This window comes from Shewanella sp. GJ50-10, assembly GCF_055808815.1.
In genome coordinates, this window is sequence record NZ_JBVVSS010000001.1 from 4,588,238 (window position 1) to 4,605,014 (window position 16,777).

General features: G+C 41.7%; 19 protein-coding genes. 8 read left to right on the forward strand and 11 right to left on the reverse strand.

Translation table 11 applies throughout. The features are described 5' to 3' along the window. Nucleotide 1 precedes the first annotated feature (1 nt). Nucleotides 2-1,045, forward strand: coding sequence for an inorganic phosphate transporter (locus tag AC0L4E_RS19420; RefSeq protein WP_473681209.1), 1,044 nt, complete (start codon nt 2-4; stop codon nt 1,043-1,045). Nucleotides 1,046-1,343: 298 nt separating this feature from the next. Here AC0L4E_RS19420 and AC0L4E_RS19425 read toward each other — a convergent pair whose 3' ends face one another. From AC0L4E_RS19425 to AC0L4E_RS19445, 5 genes are all read right to left on the reverse strand, one after another. Continuing rightward, entirely contained in the window at nt 1,344-1,634 is a 291-nt protein-coding gene (locus AC0L4E_RS19425) for a cytochrome c3 family protein (RefSeq protein ID WP_473681211.1), read from the reverse strand. Between the two features lie 20 nt (nt 1,635-1,654). Beyond that, nucleotides 1,655-2,596 (reverse strand): cytochrome c nitrite reductase subunit NrfD, encoded by a 942-nt coding sequence (gene nrfD, locus AC0L4E_RS19430; RefSeq protein ID WP_473681213.1) that lies wholly within the window; start codon nt 2,594-2,596, stop codon nt 1,655-1,657. After that, nucleotides 2,593-3,282 (reverse strand): 4Fe-4S dicluster domain-containing protein, encoded by a 690-nt coding sequence (locus AC0L4E_RS19435; RefSeq protein ID WP_220755300.1) that lies wholly within the window; start codon nt 3,280-3,282, stop codon nt 2,593-2,595. The genes nrfD and AC0L4E_RS19435 overlap by 4 nt, the downstream gene beginning before the upstream one ends. Nucleotides 3,283-3,298: 16 nt before the next feature. Continuing rightward, nucleotides 3,299-3,772 (reverse strand): nitrite reductase, encoded by a 474-nt coding sequence (locus AC0L4E_RS19440; RefSeq protein ID WP_473681215.1) that lies wholly within the window; start codon nt 3,770-3,772, stop codon nt 3,299-3,301. Nucleotides 3,773-3,856: 84 nt separating this feature from the next. Continuing rightward, entirely contained in the window at nt 3,857-4,354 is a 498-nt protein-coding gene (locus AC0L4E_RS19445; protein ID WP_473681217.1) for a DUF2726 domain-containing protein, read from the reverse strand. A 519-nt stretch (nt 4,355-4,873) separates the two neighbouring features. On the opposite strand from AC0L4E_RS19445, the gene AC0L4E_RS19450 reads away from it, so the two are divergent. Continuing rightward, nucleotides 4,874-5,839, forward strand: coding sequence for a LysR substrate-binding domain-containing protein (locus AC0L4E_RS19450; RefSeq protein ID WP_473681219.1), 966 nt, complete (start codon nt 4,874-4,876; stop codon nt 5,837-5,839). Nucleotides 5,840-5,946: 107 nt separating this feature from the next. Here the strand turns inward: AC0L4E_RS19450 and AC0L4E_RS19455 are convergent, their stop codons facing one another. After that, a complete protein-coding gene (locus AC0L4E_RS19455) occupies nt 5,947-6,945 on the reverse strand; it encodes a LysR family transcriptional regulator (RefSeq protein ID WP_473681221.1) in 999 nt (332 codons plus the stop codon). A 364-nt stretch (nt 6,946-7,309) separates the two neighbouring features. Between AC0L4E_RS19455 and AC0L4E_RS19460 the strand changes: the two genes are divergently transcribed. Next, nucleotides 7,310-7,804, forward strand: coding sequence for a C40 family peptidase (locus AC0L4E_RS19460; RefSeq protein WP_473681223.1), 495 nt, complete (start codon nt 7,310-7,312; stop codon nt 7,802-7,804). A 203-nt stretch (nt 7,805-8,007) separates the two neighbouring features. Continuing rightward, nucleotides 8,008-8,541, forward strand: coding sequence for a molybdopterin adenylyltransferase (mog, locus tag AC0L4E_RS19465; RefSeq protein WP_473681225.1), 534 nt, complete (start codon nt 8,008-8,010; stop codon nt 8,539-8,541). 241 nt (nt 8,542-8,782) lie between these two features. Here mog and AC0L4E_RS19470 read toward each other — a convergent pair whose 3' ends face one another. Continuing rightward, nucleotides 8,783-8,959, reverse strand: coding sequence for a hypothetical protein (locus tag AC0L4E_RS19470; protein WP_473681227.1), 177 nt, complete (start codon nt 8,957-8,959; stop codon nt 8,783-8,785). A 150-nt stretch (nt 8,960-9,109) separates the two neighbouring features. On the opposite strand from AC0L4E_RS19470, the gene AC0L4E_RS19475 reads away from it, so the two are divergent. After that, entirely contained in the window at nt 9,110-10,117 is a 1,008-nt protein-coding gene (locus AC0L4E_RS19475; protein ID WP_473681229.1) for a GlxA family transcriptional regulator, read from the forward strand. A gap of 134 nt (nt 10,118-10,251) precedes the next feature. Here AC0L4E_RS19475 and AC0L4E_RS19480 read toward each other — a convergent pair whose 3' ends face one another. The 4 genes from AC0L4E_RS19480 to AC0L4E_RS19495 form a co-directional block, all read right to left on the reverse strand. After that, nucleotides 10,252-10,380, reverse strand: coding sequence for a hypothetical protein (locus AC0L4E_RS19480; RefSeq protein ID WP_473681231.1), 129 nt, complete (start codon nt 10,378-10,380; stop codon nt 10,252-10,254). Between the two features lie 67 nt (nt 10,381-10,447). Then, nucleotides 10,448-11,596 (reverse strand): ABC transporter permease, encoded by a 1,149-nt coding sequence (locus tag AC0L4E_RS19485; RefSeq protein WP_473681233.1) that lies wholly within the window; start codon nt 11,594-11,596, stop codon nt 10,448-10,450. A gap of 106 nt (nt 11,597-11,702) precedes the next feature. Further along, nucleotides 11,703-12,437 carry an ABC transporter ATP-binding protein gene (locus AC0L4E_RS19490; protein WP_473681235.1) on the reverse strand — a complete coding sequence of 245 codons (735 nt, stop codon included), beginning with the start codon at nt 12,435-12,437 and terminating at the stop codon, nt 11,703-11,705. A 5-nt stretch (nt 12,438-12,442) separates the two neighbouring features. Beyond that, nucleotides 12,443-13,984, reverse strand: coding sequence for an alpha/beta hydrolase (locus AC0L4E_RS19495; protein ID WP_473681237.1), 1,542 nt, complete (start codon nt 13,982-13,984; stop codon nt 12,443-12,445). 92 nt (nt 13,985-14,076) lie between these two features. On the opposite strand from AC0L4E_RS19495, the gene AC0L4E_RS19500 reads away from it, so the two are divergent. The 3 genes from AC0L4E_RS19500 to AC0L4E_RS19510 all read left to right on the forward strand — a co-directional run bounded on the left by AC0L4E_RS19500 (nt 14,077) and on the right by AC0L4E_RS19510 (nt 16,704). Next, a complete protein-coding gene (locus tag AC0L4E_RS19500; RefSeq protein ID WP_285163821.1) occupies nt 14,077-14,451 on the forward strand; it encodes a GntR family transcriptional regulator in 375 nt (124 codons plus the stop codon). Between the two features lie 88 nt (nt 14,452-14,539). Next, complete coding sequence (locus AC0L4E_RS19505) at nt 14,540-15,382, forward strand: ABC transporter ATP-binding protein (RefSeq protein WP_473681239.1); 843 nt, start codon at nt 14,540-14,542, stop codon at nt 15,380-15,382. Next, nucleotides 15,379-16,704, forward strand: a complete 1,326-nt coding sequence (locus tag AC0L4E_RS19510) for a hypothetical protein (RefSeq protein WP_473681241.1) — start codon at nt 15,379-15,381, stop codon at nt 16,702-16,704. The genes AC0L4E_RS19505 and AC0L4E_RS19510 overlap by 4 nt, the downstream gene beginning before the upstream one ends. Nucleotides 16,705-16,777 lie beyond the last annotated feature (73 nt).

Below are 16,777 nucleotides of genomic sequence, written 5' to 3' on the forward strand. Positions count from 1 at the left end.
TATGGATATTGCGATTTGGGTGTTTTTATCGAGTGGTTTGTTTTTAGGTTGGTCATTAGGCGCCAATGATGCAGCTAATGTGTTTGGTACTGCTGTCGGCTCTAAGATGGTTAAGTTCTCCACTGCGGCAATGATTTGCTCTGTGATGGTGATTCTGGGCGCGGTGATCAGTGGCGCTGGTGCATCACATACTTTAGGGGCTTTAGGTAAAGTGTCAGCCATTGGCGGCGCTTTTACTGTGGCTTTATCGGCGGCGACAACCGTATATTTGATGACAAAGTCAGGGTTACCCGTATCGACTGGTCAAGCCATTGTTGGAGCCATTATCGGCTGGAACCTCTTTAGCGGTATGGCAACTGACCCTGAGGTACTCACTAAAATTTTGAGCACATGGGTGATGTGTCCAATTCTTGCTGCGATCACTGCGGTTATTTTATATAAAGCCGTGACTCGGTTAATCAATTGGTGGCGACCAGGCCTGTTTCAGCTTGATCAATGGACCCGTATTGGTTTGATATTAGCGGGCGCATTCGGTGCTTATAGTTTAGGGGCGAACAACATTGCTAATGTCATGGGCGTGTTTGTGCTGAGTGCGCCGCTGGATGCATTTGAGTTTGCGGGTATTGAGTTTACTGGCGCAATGCAGTTGTTCTTTTTAGGTGCTGTGGCTATTAGTGTTGGGGTGTTTACTTACTCTAAAAAAGTGATGATGACGGTTGGTGGCAACCTTATCTCAATGACGCCTGTAACCGCATGGGTAGTGGTGATGGCACACTCTATTGTGTTGTTTATTTTTTCTTCTCAGTCGTTGTCTAATGGTTTTGTGAACATGGGATTACCTGCGATACCGTTAGTACCTGTTTCAAGTTCGCAAGCTGTAATTGGCGCGGTGATTGGTATCGCTTTGTTAAAGCGCTTACCGGTTCAATGGCCTGTATTAGGTAAGATATTAGTCGGTTGGGTTATTACTCCTATATTATCGGCGATAGCATGTTTTATTGGGTTATTCATCGTGCAGAACTTGTTTAAACAAGTGGTGGTTTAAGCTTGTTTTGATCTTTGTAGCAAGTGAAATGAACAAGCTGACATAAAAAAGCCACCTGGTTAAAGGTGGCGAACCCATTTGGAGGTTGGGTGCACTTTCTTAGGCAATGATAAGAGTTGTGCAAAGTGGATAATAAAATGGCATCCTGCCCAATGACTTCCTTGTTAATACGATGAAATGTCTAAAGTCATTTCTTCGATTTGCTAGCCTCCTAAGAGGCCAATCATCACTTTCAGTTCTAGATAAAGACTGAGCATCCATTTTTATTAAGTGATTGATGCTATTTAAAAGCGTCCTGCTAGTGACAGTCGGCACAAGTATCATTTGGATCTTGTACTTCATGTACGATGTGGCAAGTACCACAATCTAAAACACCATCATGTTGCTGGTGAATTTCACCCTCGATACTATCTAAGTCGCCATGACAATCGATACAAGTCTGATTTTCATAGGCCATATCTGCAGATGGCTCACCGTCCATGTGACAAGCTTCGCATCCAGCCATTTCCGTATGAGTATCTGCAATTGATTCTGCAAGTGCTGCACCTGAGAAGCTTAATAAAATGGACAATCCTAAAACTTTAAGCATGGTTAACTCCTAAATAATGATTAAGCAACGGTCATTTGACCGGTATAAAGAATGAAATTACGCAGTAATAGCACACCGAATAAGCTACAACTTGCTGTGATGGCGACATACGAGAACTTACGTTTAGCTGATGCGGTCATGAACAAGTTAAACGCTAATGGCATCGCTAAGCCGACCACAATGATCCCTGCCCAGAACACCCAGCCCCAGAAGCCTTCGCCAATGGCATTGAGCGCCGCAACTTGGCTTTGACCACCTGATAGGATAAGTCCTAAGAAGAAGGTAAATAGCAGTGCTAGTTCAAGCAAAATCAATGGAATTTCAATGTTATGAATGAAATGCACTTCTTTACCGTCTGGGTTACCTTTCATTAATACACCGCCAAGCAAGGTGCCCGCTGCGCCAGATGAAATACCAGAGATTAAGAACAACATCGGTAGTACTGGGTTATTGAGCATTGGGAATGTTGTTAGTGCTGACAATAAGAACCCTGTGTATGCCCCCAACGAAAGTGCCAGGATGACCAATAAACCGGTAATTGTTGCTTCAAATTTCATTAAGATATTTAAGGCTTTTTCAACGATAGGCCAACGGTTGTCACACCATTGTAAAATCGGCTCTTTGAACAAGCAGGCAAGCCATGAAAACAATGCCACTTGATAAACCATTAGTACTGCTACACCCACAGACATGACTGAGGTTGGGTTGTAGAACACTAAGATTTTCCAAAAATCGAACGGCTTAGTTAAATCGACGACTAGGATCCCAAGGCCTGCAAATACTGCCAGCGGCGCAATCAAACAGGCGGCCTGCACAAAACTTGATTTATAGGCGTGTTTGCCTAGCTTGAAGTGTTTTAATAACACAGCAAAACAAATTGCACCTGCTGAAATCCCAGCTAAGAATAAGTAGATGGCGATTGGCCAGTGCCAAATGAGGCTGTCAAAATGGAATGGGCTCATAATTTGATTTCTCCCTCTTGCGAAGCAATACGGAACACTTTTGGACGAGTGCCTAGTTCTGTTTTACTGCGATAATTAGGCGTGGTCTTAAGCACTTCCACTACTTGTGAATGTGGGTCTTTAAGGTCGCCAAAGGTCAGTGCTTTGGTTGGACAGGCTTCAACACAAGCAGGTTGTCTACCTTCCTTTAAACGCGTCTCTTTACAGAAATCACATTTATCAGCAGCTTTAGTCACTGGGTTAATGAAGCGGATTTGATATGGGCATGCAGCAATACAATATAAGCAGCCGACGCACTTCCACTCATCCACACTGACAATGCCAGTTTTAGGGTCATGGTAAGCGGCGCCTGTTGGGCAAACATTCACGCATGGCTTACCTTCACATTGCTGACAAGACTTACGAGTGAAACGATAGAACTGGTTAGGGTATTCGCCAAAGGGTCCTTCACGCTCAATATCGAGTCGACTTACACCTTCTGGTACATTGTTAGTTTCTCGACAGGCAACAGAACAAGCGTCACAGCCAATACATTTATTTTCATCATGGATTAGGGCATATTTGCAGTTTGGGGTGCCATCGTCTTTGCTGGTGCTAGAGTTAGCAATGCTCAGACCTGATGCGCCTGCAACGCCAACCGCTGCTACACATGCACCTTTTAAAAATAGTCTTCTTTCTTTTTTCATTGTTTTATCCTCCTAATTATTTGCTTTCATGACAGCTAACGCATGACTTGATGCGAACACTCTCTGTTTGGCCAATAATTGGATCGACTTCTGGATGGAGCTGATGACAGTCTGCGCAGTTCACTTTGTCTGAGTGGACATTGTGGGTCCAATCAGCTTCGGCAAGTTCTTCTTGACCGTGACACGCCATACAAGCTGCTGTTTGTTGTTCTGCTGTAGCTGGTGAGCTTTCGCCAAAACCAATGAGTTCTGACTCGCCGCGAGGATGCTTACCTTTTTCACCATGACAGTCCTGGCAGGTTTGGCCTAAAGCATCGTTGGCATGTACGCCATACATATTGCCGTTTTTCTTATGGCACATGATGCACTGACGATTTTGATTCATTTTTAGCTCAGGAGTGTCGGCCTTAGCTATGGGAGCAGTAAAGCTAAGTACCACCATCAAAATGGAGGTCAGCAGGGGAAGGGTAATTTTTGAAATTTTGGACATAATGAGCCCTCACATAATTCAGTGATACAGTTGAGTCTTGTTAAGGATTGGAGTGCTGAAGAGGTTCTTCAGCACTCGATAGAGTTATGCAGCGAGAGAGTTACGGATTAGGGTTTCATCACATTGTTGGTTACTCGCAAGGTGAATCACTTTGATGCCGACTTCTGCTAATGAGTGGTCGATAAACTCATTATTCTCAGGCGTGTTGTGCTGAGGGTCAGTAATGACCAGTTTCACTGATGACTTATCATCGACAACCACATAATCAAGGTGACAGTGCTGTAAATGCTGATGGGCAAATTCAGGTCGGTCTGTATTCTCGATATCAACGATGGTGTCCATTGTTGTGCCGTATAAGATGTTGTATTTCCCTTTAACTATTGTATTTAGTTTATTGAAAATACCGACTGGCTTATTAGCAATTTTATCTGGGTTTAATTTAATATTAACTCCCACATTCTCTACATGGCTTGTTTTGAAAAACTTTATGCAGGTCATAGTAAATGTCACTAAAACAAAAGGGACAACCAGGAACAATACAAAGTAGACAAAAGCATAGCTTAATATGACTGATGTGTTCATAAACGCCTCCAAACTTTCATTGATTATTAAATTTATTTTTAAAGCACATTCAGTATTTCCCTGAGTGGGATTGCAAACATTGATTTAAATCAATTAAATATTTGGATGGTTATTTTTGTATTTAAAACTCTGGTTCGAGGTTGTTTATTATTATTTGTATTTTACAAATTTTAAAAGTTATATTTCGAATTTCAATTTTTGAATATTTGAATGGGGTATTTTAATTAATGTAATTATCTTTAGTAGGTTTCTTTTTATTATTGTTCTGAATTAAAGAAAAACGGTCCCAGCAAGGCTTGAGGGACTTTTATGACATTTTTATTTCTATATTTATAGGTTTTTATTAATAAAAGGTGCTATATTTTTTAGTATTGCAGGTTTCAAATATTTATTATTCATTTTCTGTATAACCGGATAAGTGACGTGGTAAACATTTTCATAAAACAATTAAAATAAAATAACAAAATTAAATGTAAATTGGGTATTATGAAATTGAACTTATCATTGGGAGGTATTTAGATGAGAGATATTAGCTATAGTGACCTAGATTTATTAAGCATTAATATTCTAGTGAATCTCTATGAAAACAAATCCGCGACATATGTATCTAATAAATTGAACGTACCAGCGCCCAAGATAAGCCGTTGCCTTAAACATGCTCGTGAAATTTTTGGCAATGAGCTGTTTATACGTAAGAAGTATGGCCTAGTACCTAACGAGTTCGCAGGCAAGGTTTATCCCATTGCTAAGCAGATCTTGGAATGCTCTAATAGCCTGCAGCTGCTGCATGGTGAGGCTATTGCTGATAATGTTCATAACTTTGAAATTGTCGCTCCTGATTTAGTGTCATTTCCTTTTCCTAAGATGCTATTAACATCTATTAGAGATGCAGGTAAAGATGTCAATTTTAATATCTCTGCTTGGAATAAGTCTTCTCTTGATAGTATTGTGTCTGGTGATATTGATATTGGAATATGCTGCAGTAAAGCGTTAGATAAATTAGAAAAAATTGATGATAACCTTGCTATATTACCTTTGATGAAATTGAATAAACTTTTCTTGATTTGTGATGATAAACACCCAATTCTAAAAGAAGAAATTACCTTAGAGTCAATTGCTAAATATCCATACGTTAATAGTAATGTCGGTGATGCGGAACAGAAAATGAGTGCGTTTCAAGAGTATTGCTACCGTAAACAGATATCACTCAATACAGAAATGGATTTAAATGGTGTTTCTAGCTTATTCGAATACCTAAGACAAACTAACGCCGTTGCGTTACTGCCTTATAGCTCTATATATAACATGATCAATACGACGCCAGGCTTGCATGCTTGCCGACTAGCAGAAGTTGAATCAGAAAGATTATTTATGGAAGTCAAAGCACCAACACTATATATGGTTTATAACAAGAATAATCATGAAGCTAACTTCCAGTGGTTATCAGAAAGAATTCAAGGATTAGTTCACTCTGCCTTGCATTAAACTTACTGGTTATTTATAAATAAAAAAGCCACTCAATTACGAGTGGCTTTTTTATTTGGGTTTAATTTATATATAAAAATAAATAAAAACTGAAATAGCTAATTCTATTATTTAATATTGCCAGTTTTAGTTAATTCATTAACGCTGAGGTTTTTATATAAATTTTGATATGCCTTCAAATTATCTTGCATGATACTGGATAACAGAGAGGTAAATTCATTTTGGTGAGTTTCGTGAAATTGCAAGAAATGGCCAGGGTGACGTAAATTATCACTATTCTTAAAGTGTTCTTTATAGAATGCGGTCATATCAACTAACTCAATATCGTCACGGTGTTTACTTAATTCGAACGGGAATACTGATGGTGCCCAGCAGACATCATCAGAGTGAACGACTCGCTCGAAAGCCATTAACAAGCTTGACGTAATTAAGCTGATATCCGCTTTAATATCGACGTCTTCGCAACAGCGACTAACGAGTTCATTGAGCTCTGAAGTCGGCCCATTATGAATGAAGGCTAGCTTATTACTAAGAATCGCCTCTAGGGTGATTTCACCTTGAAGAATGGGGTGATCTTTACGTACCACCAAAAACCAAAATTCAACATCGCCTAGCTTATTATTGACGACACTTTCGTGTTGAAACTCACGAGAAGAAATGGAGTAGTCCAGTTTGCCTTGTACAATCATTTGCTCCACATTTTCAACCCAAGGGTGAATATCAACTGTGTGGCTTATTCCGAGGATCTCACTGGCTTCTTCAATCGACTTTAAGATGAAGGTCGACATTTGTTCTGGGGCACCAATATGCAACATACGATGATGCTCTGGCTTTGTGTTAGCCACGTCAGCCATTTGCTCATAGGCTGACACAATATTTTTTGCGAGAGGGTAAAGACGTTCGGCCATCGCATTAGGCTGTAAGCCATATTGCTGCCTGATAAATAACTCATCATGGATCACTTCACGCATGGTACTAAGTGCGCGACTGACCTTTGGCTGAGTGCTGTTGAGCTTTTCAGCTACCACACTGCCATTTTTAAACTCAAAGAGGCCAATAAGGACCTTAAGAGTAAAATAATCTAATCTTGATAGTTGCTTTTGCATTCATTTTTACCAAGTGCTTGAGTTATTCCGATTTTGGGAACTTATCATAACAATTAGTGTCTAAACCGTGTTCAACTCACAAATTACCTCTTTAGAGGTATTTTGCACTATTGTATGACCTAAATACTATATTATTCAGCTAGATAATAAATACAAATGAGGTGCAATTTATTGATTTGTGTACCATTGGTGACAATAAAGTATAAAAAACTGGTAGTTTTTTGTTCGGTTGTTAAATGGATCACGTTTGGCAAATGGTCGATCTTTAGCACTGAATTTCAAGCAAAACCGCATTACACTGGTAGTTCTTGTTCTAGCATGGGTTTATGCTAGTTTTTAACCATTAGCTAGGTGGAAATAAAGCATGCTCAGATTGAGTCTGGTAATGTGTATTGGCCTTTTTTTATCAGCATGTGCGAGCCAACCTGATACAAATAGCTCACAGGCCCATGGTGGTAGCCAAGGGACTATCCCCGTTAAGGCTGATAGTACACTGTGGAATGAGGTGCAGTTACTGCAGTTTCATCAGCAATGGCAAGGTACGCCATATCGTTTAGGCGGATTATCCAAAAAAGGCATAGATTGCTCTGGATTAGTGTATGTTGCTTATCAAGATCTTGTTGGCCCAAGTATTCCACGAACGGTGCAGGGGCAAACCAGCTTGGGCACCCGTATTGCCAAAAGTGATCTACAAAGTGGTGATTTAGTGTTTTTTAAAACCACAGGTAGTGGCCGCCATGTGGGGGTCTATTTATCCGGCCATCGTTTTTTGCATGTGTCGACTAAAAAAGGGGTAATGATTTCTAGTATGGATAACGTCTATTGGAAACCCCGTTATTGGTTCGCGAGTCGTTTATAGTGCCAATTTTATCCCTGACTAAAGTTTTAGCTTTATCCTCACTTTAGAAGTTATCTATGCGTCAGATCTGCTGGGCTGTGTTGTTAACTCTTGATCAATCTCTCCGCCTAATGATTAAAATTGTGGTATTTTAGCCGCATCTAAAGTCTAAATTTTTTATTTAGACGTACAGCAATTAAATGCCCAAGTTTAAGGATTTTGTCATGACCAAAGCTAAAATCGGTATTGTTACGGTAAGTGACCGCGCAAGTGCAGGTATCTACGAAGATATTTCAGGTAAAGCCATTATTGATGTACTAAATGAATACTTAACGTCAGATTGGGAACCTGTTTATAAGGTTATTCCTGATGAAACAGCAGATATTGAAGCTACGTTAATTGATATGGCAGATGTGCAAAACTGTAGCTTGATTGTCACGACTGGTGGTACTGGTCCTGCTAAGCGTGACGTGACACCTGAAGCGACAGAAGCAGTGTGCGATCGCATGATGCCAGGCTTTGGTGAGTTAATGCGCGCCGAATCGTTAAAGTTTGTCCCGACAGCTATTTTGTCTCGCCAAACAGCAGGCTTACGTGGCGACTCACTGATTGTTAACTTACCTGGTAAGCCTAAATCAATCCGTGAATGTTTAGACGCGGTATTCCCAGCGATCCCTTACTGTATCGACTTGATGGATGGTCCATTTTTAGAATGTGATGAATCAGTGATTAAGCCGTTTAGACCGAAAGCAAAATAACCTAATAAAAGTAATCTAATATTTGTATATCCTAGGGTGAAATGCTTCTTGCTTCACCCTATAGCTACACTTCAAATCATTCGTTGAAGCTAAATTCCTCTGTATTCCTCAGCGCTTAGCCCGCCATTTATCAATCATAATCCACATGGTTGAAATGAACACTGTGAGCTTATCTATTGTGGTTTTCTCTATTATCGCTAGTTGCATATTTTAGGCATAACTGAGGATTTATAGGTAATGACTACAGTCCTTTTCTAAAGATCAAATGCGCACTGTAGCCAGTAAATATGACTAAAAATGGGATGGCAATGAGATGCGCAAACACATTGGGTGCTGTGCTGAAGTTGAGTGACAGCAATAACCCCCAACTGACTAGAAGATAACTCAAGCTAATAATATGTTGGCTGACTTTTTTCATGGTGTGTTTCCTTACTGCTAATGAATCAACTAATCATTAGTATAAAAACTGGACAAACTCACTGTAAGTGTCATTATTGACAGTAATGATGTCAAAAGTGACATTTATAGGTTGTGAGTGTGTTTGCTTGTGTGAGAGTGTGGAGGAATGATGAAAACGATTTATATTCTGGCTGCGGGTAACGTGGTGGCGAGCGGCTTGGTTAGCTTTTTAGATGTATTTAGTTTTTGTAATACCTATTGGCGCCGCATGAATCCGGAGGTGACAGAAGACTTATTTCATTGTCATGTGATTTCCAGTGATGGCGAAAATGTAAAAACTAATCAAGGTTTTGAAGTGCCAGCAATAGGGCTTGAGCATCCTGATGATATCTTGGCAGCTGATGCGGTTATTTTAGCATCGGCATTTGTGACCAATCGAGAAGAGTTCCAAGCCTTTCTAACTGACTTTGAACCTTTAGTCGAACCCCTATCGCGCTTTTCTGCAGCCGAAAAGCCGGTTGCCGCCTATTGCTCGGCAACATTATTACTTGCTGCATCTGGCTTACTGAACCAAAGGCGTGCGACAACCGTGTGGTGGCTCAGTGAGATGTTTGAGCGAAACTTTAAAGATGTGCAGTTATGTATGGATTCGTTAGTCGTGTCTGATGGTCATATACATACAGCTGGCGCGACTACATCAAATTTAAGCTTGGCATTACATCTGATTTCGATTCTAGCTGGTGAGCAAATGGCGCAGCAGATGGCGAAGATATTGCTGATCGACCCCAATCGTAGTTCTCAGCAACCCTTTATGACAATGGCAATTAACCCGGAGCAACATCAAGACGAGTTGATTCAAAAGGTGCAACAGTGGATGCAAGCTGACTTGAGTCAGCATTGGTTGTTAGATGATATTGCCGACAAGTTTGCTGTGGGCAAACGAACCTTAATTCGACGCTTTAAAAAAGCGGTTAATGAAACTCCAGCAAGTTATATGCAGCGTCTGCGGGTCGATGAGGCCAAAAGGTTACTAGAAACAACAGGGCTGGCAATTGAGCAAATTGTAGAGCGGGTCGGTTATGAAGATGCGAGTTCGTTTAGAAAACTATTCATTCAACTCACCAGTCTAAGCCCGCGAGCTTACCGACAAAAATTTAATACTCATACATGCTGCTAGCGTAACTTTCTGGGCTTTGAGCACCAATTAAAGTGAGTTAATTTGCTGCTTTAACTCATACTCTGGCTGGGTGACAATTTTTTCAAGTGTTGCCACGCGCTGCTTGAGTTCATTATTTTGCTGGCGTAATAATTTTATTTCATCAGATTGATGACCTGACAAACCGATTTTTTTGACTTTATATAGTGCTTGAAAATTTCACTGGCAGTGGTGCCAAGGGTAATCACAACAACTAGCGCCACAATGGCATATTCTTGTTCCATAACAGACTCCTTGTTTGCGGATTTATGATTGCTGGCAACTCATCGTTGCCAGCGATTGGGTATTGGCTTATAAACCAAATACCACTTTTTCACTCTTAAGTAGCTTTTCTAGCCCTAATGCCAGTGCAACTGACAAGACTAATGTGGCACCTGAAGACACCAATAGCTGCAGCATTGGAATTTCACGACCTTTAATAAAGGCCATTAGTGCCTGTTGCTGACCTGATACAGGCAACCATTCCAATACATCTGGTGCAATGTTGTAGCTGGCAGCCATTGATAAAGCCAATGGCACAAATAACACCATGGTTAAGTAGGACTGAGCTTCTTTAAAGCTTTTCGCCATGAAGGACACAAAAAGCTGTAAGGTTGCCGCCATTATTGCTAACGGAATACCGATAAATAACATGAGGCCCATAAAGTCAGGTGAAATATTCACGCTAAAACCAAGTTCTTGCCACGGCACAAAGGTATAAGCGAACTTAGACACCAGTAAAATCAGCAGTAAGCCCAGTAAAGCAAAGCAGGTGACTGCAATAATCTTACCTAACACTAACTGTCTGGTGCTGATTGGATGGCTAAGTAACAGTGCAAGCGAGTTGCGTTCACGTTCACCGGCACTGGTATCAATGGCTAAGTTCATGCCTGAGATAAACACTGAATAAATCATAGTGAAAATGGCAATGCCTAAGATAAAGCCGCCTTTTGAATCTGGCGTTGCTTGGTCTTCAACTATCACCTTAATCGGTTGCACGACTACAGGGTTAATGCCACGGGCGATTAAGCGCAAACTGCCCATTTCACCACTGTAGGCTTGTAGTTGTTGCTCTACACGGCGAATAGACTGTTGCAGCTTCTCATTTGAGTTATCAGCAATCAGCGTAATTTCAGCCGGTTTAGCTTTTGCCATTTGCGCTGCATATTCATCACTGATTATAAGCTCGATGTCTTTGACATCTTTTGCTGCAACGCCTTCATCTGTAGAGGCGTTAATGCCGCGATTATTTAAAAATCGCACTAAATCGGGGGCATTGTCGCCGTTGGTGATTTTGATACTTAAATCTTCAGGGCTTGAAAGCTGACCAATCAGTACCATAAACATGCCGCACATTAATAACGGCGTACCGATGGCGTAATACAGACCTGCCATCACAGAGCGTTTATCACGCATGGCGTCGATAAGTTCTTTACGAACCATTGCTAGGATAGTTTTCATGATGCTGAAATCCCTTCGTCAGTCATTAACACTTGAGTCGACATATTGTTCAATAGGCATGGCAATGGTATCGAAACCATAGCTGCTAAAATAACTTGCTTGTTCATTAGGCTGCGATCCCTTCGTCAGTACCAATTAATTCGATAAATGCATCTTCAAGTGACTCTTTACCAGTCTGCTGGCAAAGCTCTTCAGGACTACCTGTAGCAACCACTTTACCGTCAGCCATGACAATTACTTGGTCGCATAATGCGGCAACTTCTTGCATGACGTGGCTTGAAAACAGCACACAATGACCAGCAGCTTTGAGTGATAACAAAATGTCACGCAGTAAACGTGTGCTCATTACATCCAAACCACGAGTGGGTTCATCCAAAATGATATTGGTTGGCTGGTGCACAATGGCTTGCGCCAACGCGGTTTTCATTCGCTGTCCTTGGGAGAACCCTTTACAGCGACGGTCGGCAATATCTTCTAGCTTGAGCTGATTAATCACATTTTGAGTGGCTTGTTTGGCGTCATTTCGCGACATACCACTGAGCTCAGCAAAGTAGCTGATGTACTCTCTTGGTGATAAACGTTCGTACAAGCCAAACGGGTCAGGGAATAAGCCTAATTGCGCTTTGGCTTTAGTAGGCTCTTTAGCGACATCAATGCCATCAATTTCAGCATGACCTTCATCCGCTGCCAACAAACCAAATACCGTGCGAAGACAGGTGGTTTTACCCGCACCATTAGGCCCGAGTAAACCAGTAATGTGTCCGTCGTGGGCGCTAAAACTGAGGTTATCAAGCGCTTGTACGTCACCAATTTTTTTAGAAAGATTCGTTACAGTAATCATGATTATTATTCCTCAGTTGCAGTTGGGATGACTTCAACTGTATTGGCATTTAAGTAAAAGCTTCGGCTCACATCTTTTTCTAAACATTCACCATCAACTTTGTCTAGCGAACCACTTTTGACTAAATCGGCAATTAACTCGTTACCACAGCTTTGGTAAGCCACGCCATGAGTGGCAAATTTAGAGGTAAAGTGTTTTGCATTGCTCAGCTTTTCAGTGGCCATATCTCCCCAGCTTGGTGGGGTCGCAGGATCGAGGTCGCCTGACAGTAATAAGGTTGGAATGTCACTGTCGATGGCGTCGCTAAAGCTGCTATCAACTTGTGGCATATTCCAGACGCTACAGGTTCCCTCTAAGCCTTCAATCATGGTGCTGCCCATGTAAGAGCCTTTAGACTGCTGACGAATATCCTCAGTAATACGATGCATGTCTTCGCCGCAAACAACCGAAGCGTGCATGCCCATCGCAATACCTGTGCTGTCGGCAGTTAATGCATAAATGCCTAATACTGGTTGGTAGTTACCTATAGATGCTTGGTGGATGGCATGAGGAATTAAGGCGCGAATGTTTGGCATATATAACGCCATACGGATTGCACCGTTAAACTTGCCACGCGTTAATGTGAAACTGGCCACTTCATCGGTTTGTGGATCGCGAGTTTGAGTGATAATCGCAGCGTCAGCTAATGCGCTATCCACTTGATTAAAGTCTTGCTCTAACGTGGGGAACTGCTGCTGGCAGCCACTGTTTTGCTGACAATCTCTAAACAGTAAGTCATAACCTCGGTCAATGGCGCTACCAATGGCGATGACACTTTGCTGCATTGGCACCACACCATCTAAGGTGACAGTTGCAAGAGCTTGTGGGTATTCACGCATATAAAGTTGCGCCATACGTGTGCCATAAGACACGCCATAAAGGTGTAATTTGTTATAACCTAAATGCTGACGCACGGCTTCAAAATCAGTCAGGGCAGTTAAGCTGCCGTATTGAGTCACGTCAGCATCAATCTCATTGAGACACTTTTGAGTATCTGCGACGTAATCCATGTCGTCATCATTAAATGACAGCGCCGATAAGTTGTCGTCTTCACAAGCGAGTATGTTTGATTGGCCTGTGCCGCGTTGATCAATAAGAAGAATGTCGCGGTCTTGACGTACTTTAGCGAGCATTCGGTCAAATCCAGCTGCATTTTCAATGGCTGACTGACCAGGGCCGCCAGCAATGGCCAGCATGGCTTGAGTTTTAAAGCTCGGCTTAATCGCAGGCAGTACTGCGTAATGAATGGTAATTTGTTTGCCTTCTGGTTTGGCTGGGTTTTCAGCCACCATTAGCGAGCCACATTGCACCTGCTCTGATAAGCCATCGACATAACAAGCAGAGAGTGGAGCCGAATTAGTTTCAGTTTCTTCTGCCGTGGCGGTTAGGCTCATCATTGACAGTAAACCAACTTGAATTGCGCTGATCAATCTAGACTGGCGCAGCTGTCTTTTTGGCTTGCCGTCTTTATTAAACGTTCCTTGCAACATAACTTTCCCGATGTTCATAACATCTTTCCTTTTTGCATTTCAGGATGATTGTGGTAACTTAACATTAGTGTATCGGTGTATCAATGTATTAATACAGTAAGTAAAGGCTAATGCTAGAACTAATAAAAGTCAACCCCAGTAGTGGTGAACCCATATATCGACAATTGCATGAGCAAATCGTGCGATTAATCGTGGGTGGTCAACTGCAAGTGGATCAAGTGTTGCCATCAGTGAGACAACTGGCCGAACATTTAGCCGTGAATCCAATGACAGTTTCACGTGCTATTCAACAATTAGTAGAACAAGGCTGGCTTGAGCGTCGTCGTGGTCAACCGACCCGAGTTGCCAACAAGCAAGATGCGCCAACTACTTCAAGTTTGCAATTATTAGCACCGCAAACCAATGATTTAATTAGCCAAGCTAAGCAACTAGGTATCAACCTAGAAGACTTACAAGCTTTGCTAAGTCAGCAGTGGGACAAGTGATCAGTAATGTTAATCGTGATGAGTCCGAAGTATTGAATAACACCCTATAAAAACAGATATTTCGGCCAAGATAACAAGGAATAAGTTAATGGACAGCTCTGAAGTAATTCTTGAGTTTAAGCAAGTCGATAAACGATTTGATGACAAGGCAGTATTAAAGCAACTGAGCTTTAGCCTCTCGGCTGGGATGGTCGTGGGTTTATTGGGTCAAAACGGTGCGGGGAAATCTACCTTAATGCGCACAGCCCTTGGCATACTGAATATTGATGCGGGCGAAATTACGGCTTTAGGTGAGCAAGCTGCTGAACTGTCTATCGAGGCAAAGTCTAAAATTGGTTATGTGCCGCAGCAACCTTTTGGCTATGAGGGTTTTACCATTGCTAGTGCGCTTGAACTGCACAGCAGCTTTTACCCTGAATGGGATAAGTCGCTCGAGTTAGATTGGTTAAATCGCTTTGGGCTTGAAGCTAACCAACAAGTGCAAAAATTATCAGTGGGTCAACGCCAATCCTTAGCACTTATCATGGCCATGGCCTACCGCCCGCAACTACTTATCCTTGATGAACCCGTTGCCAGTTTAGATCCTATCGTTCGTCGTCAGTTTATGGGGGACTTGTTTGAGCTTGCCTTGGAGTCAGGTTCTGCTGTGTTGTTTTCTTCACACATTACTTCAGATTTAGAGCGTGTTGCCAGTCATGTGGCCTTAATAAAGCAAGGTGAACTCGTGCTATTTAAAGAAATTGATGCACTACGTGAAGAAGTGACGTTAGTACAGCTTGCTGAAAACCAAACCTTACCTGATGGTGTAAGGGTATTGAATCGAAATCAACAACAAGTGCTGGTGGACAATGCTGATCAAGTTGAAATAACAGGCACATTAAACAAAACCACGCTCAATTTAGAGCAACTATTCATGGAATTACACCGATGAATAGTCGACATCCCATGACCAACTCACAAGCTAAGCTGGGTAAAGGTGCATTTCGTAATCCATATAAAGGTTTTTACTCGATATGGATCCGCGATTTTGGCAGTTTGAGCTTCTTACTGGTGGCTTTACTTGGGTTAGGGCTTGCCGTACTGACGTTACTGACTAAGCCTGAGAAAGTTGAAGTGATTAATCTTACCTTGGGAATGTGTATTTTATCTGTCTCTGCTTCAGTTGCTTGGCAGTTTATTAAATTGACTGCTAGTGAGCATGCCGCGCTTATTCCACATTATCGTAAGCAAGTAATGATTCAAGCCGTTAGTGTTTTTACGGGAATGACCTTGATTTGTCTTTTGCTATTTACGCTATCAGGGCAGGAGTCTTTGGCAACACTAATGCTGTTTTACAGTATTGGTATGGGATTCATTTATGCGTGTTTAATCAAGCCACAGCGATTTAACTTATCGGTATTTGTGTTTGTATTTATCCCTCTGGCACCCGAAGTGATCGTGTATCTACCTGAAGCAGTTGTGAGTTATTTAGTGCTTCTTCCTGTGTTAGTCGGTTTTTTAATTGATAGACAATTAATACGCTTAAGCTGGAATGACGATGCTAGAGCTATTTATTTGAACGGCATAGAAACCGGCTGGATGGTGGGGCCCATTGCAGGGCAGAATCGCTGGTTTATTAAGTTGAGTCGTTATCTGCATCCAGCCAGCTATTTTGTTGGCCCTATGCTCGGCATGATATTAATTGCTGCTCCTATTTTAAGTGTTGGCGCAATTTTTCTGTCTGCCTATATGGAAGCTGATATACCCGTATTAATGGTGCTGTCGCAACTGATGATTATGGTGAGTTGTTTAATTCACTGGACACGTGTTCAGCGTTGGCGCTCTGCTGAAACCCTTTATATGCTGCCCAGTTTTAGTGGTAAAGCGGGTTTAATAGGTCAGTTTTTTAATTCGCAATTACGTTTATTGGCCGTTGTGATTGTCATTATGTCGCTGATTTCCTTGCTCTCAGCTCAGTTTAATTCACAAATTACGTTAATGGTCGGCTTACATGTCGTCGCCATTACCACTTGGGCATCTGGCTTAGCGCTTGCTTTTGGTGCGATGAGTCGTTCGGTGCTTCAAGTGAGTTTCTCAATGCTTATCGTGATCTTTAGCTCTGTATGGTTATCAACGTCGCTTGTTACCTTGCGAGAAGAGAGTGGCATAAGTCTCGGATATTATTGGGGAGATTTAGGGTTATTACTGTTAATGGCTGTTTTACTGGTTATCAGCAGAAACAAATTATGGAAAAATGGTGTTGCTAGTTTGTAAAATGTGGCGCTAATCTGTGAATTGTCGCTAATTTAGACTAAAAACTCTTATTTTTCTGTATGGCTTAAAGTAG

Coding starts and splice junctions, on each gene's coding strand:
- AC0L4E_RS19455 (WP_473681221.1), bottom strand. CDS start 6,945: ATGCAAAAGCAACTATCAAGATTAGATTATTTTACTCTTAAGGTCCTT.
- mog (WP_473681225.1), top strand. CDS start 8,008: ATGACCAAAGCTAAAATCGGTATTGTTACGGTAAGTGACCGCGCAAGT.
- AC0L4E_RS19480 (WP_473681231.1), bottom strand. CDS start 10,380: ATGGAACAAGAATATGCCATTGTGGCGCTAGTTGTTGTGATTACCCTT.
- AC0L4E_RS19450 (WP_473681219.1), top strand. CDS start 4,874: ATGAGAGATATTAGCTATAGTGACCTAGATTTATTAAGCATTAATATT.
- AC0L4E_RS19490 (WP_473681235.1), bottom strand. CDS start 12,437: ATGATTACTGTAACGAATCTTTCTAAAAAAATTGGTGACGTACAAGCG.
- AC0L4E_RS19495 (WP_473681237.1), bottom strand. CDS start 13,984: ATGAACATCGGGAAAGTTATGTTGCAAGGAACGTTTAATAAAGACGGC.
- AC0L4E_RS19435 (WP_220755300.1), bottom strand. CDS start 3,282: ATGAAAAAAGAAAGAAGACTATTTTTAAAAGGTGCATGTGTAGCAGCG.
- AC0L4E_RS19470 (WP_473681227.1), bottom strand. CDS start 8,959: ATGAAAAAAGTCAGCCAACATATTATTAGCTTGAGTTATCTTCTAGTC.
- AC0L4E_RS19460 (WP_473681223.1), top strand. CDS start 7,310: ATGCTCAGATTGAGTCTGGTAATGTGTATTGGCCTTTTTTTATCAGCA.
- AC0L4E_RS19445 (WP_473681217.1), bottom strand. CDS start 4,354: ATGAACACATCAGTCATATTAAGCTATGCTTTTGTCTACTTTGTATTG.
- AC0L4E_RS19440 (WP_473681215.1), bottom strand. CDS start 3,772: ATGTCCAAAATTTCAAAAATTACCCTTCCCCTGCTGACCTCCATTTTG.
- AC0L4E_RS19510 (WP_473681241.1), top strand. CDS start 15,379: ATGAATAGTCGACATCCCATGACCAACTCACAAGCTAAGCTGGGTAAA.
- AC0L4E_RS19420 (WP_473681209.1), top strand. CDS start 2: ATGGATATTGCGATTTGGGTGTTTTTATCGAGTGGTTTGTTTTTAGGT.
- AC0L4E_RS19500 (WP_285163821.1), top strand. CDS start 14,077: ATGCTAGAACTAATAAAAGTCAACCCCAGTAGTGGTGAACCCATATAT.
- nrfD (WP_473681213.1), bottom strand. CDS start 2,596: ATGAGCCCATTCCATTTTGACAGCCTCATTTGGCACTGGCCAATCGCC.
- AC0L4E_RS19425 (WP_473681211.1), bottom strand. CDS start 1,634: ATGCTTAAAGTTTTAGGATTGTCCATTTTATTAAGCTTCTCAGGTGCA.
- AC0L4E_RS19505 (WP_473681239.1), top strand. CDS start 14,540: ATGGACAGCTCTGAAGTAATTCTTGAGTTTAAGCAAGTCGATAAACGA.
- AC0L4E_RS19485 (WP_473681233.1), bottom strand. CDS start 11,596: ATGAAAACTATCCTAGCAATGGTTCGTAAAGAACTTATCGACGCCATG.
- AC0L4E_RS19475 (WP_473681229.1), top strand. CDS start 9,110: ATGAAAACGATTTATATTCTGGCTGCGGGTAACGTGGTGGCGAGCGGC.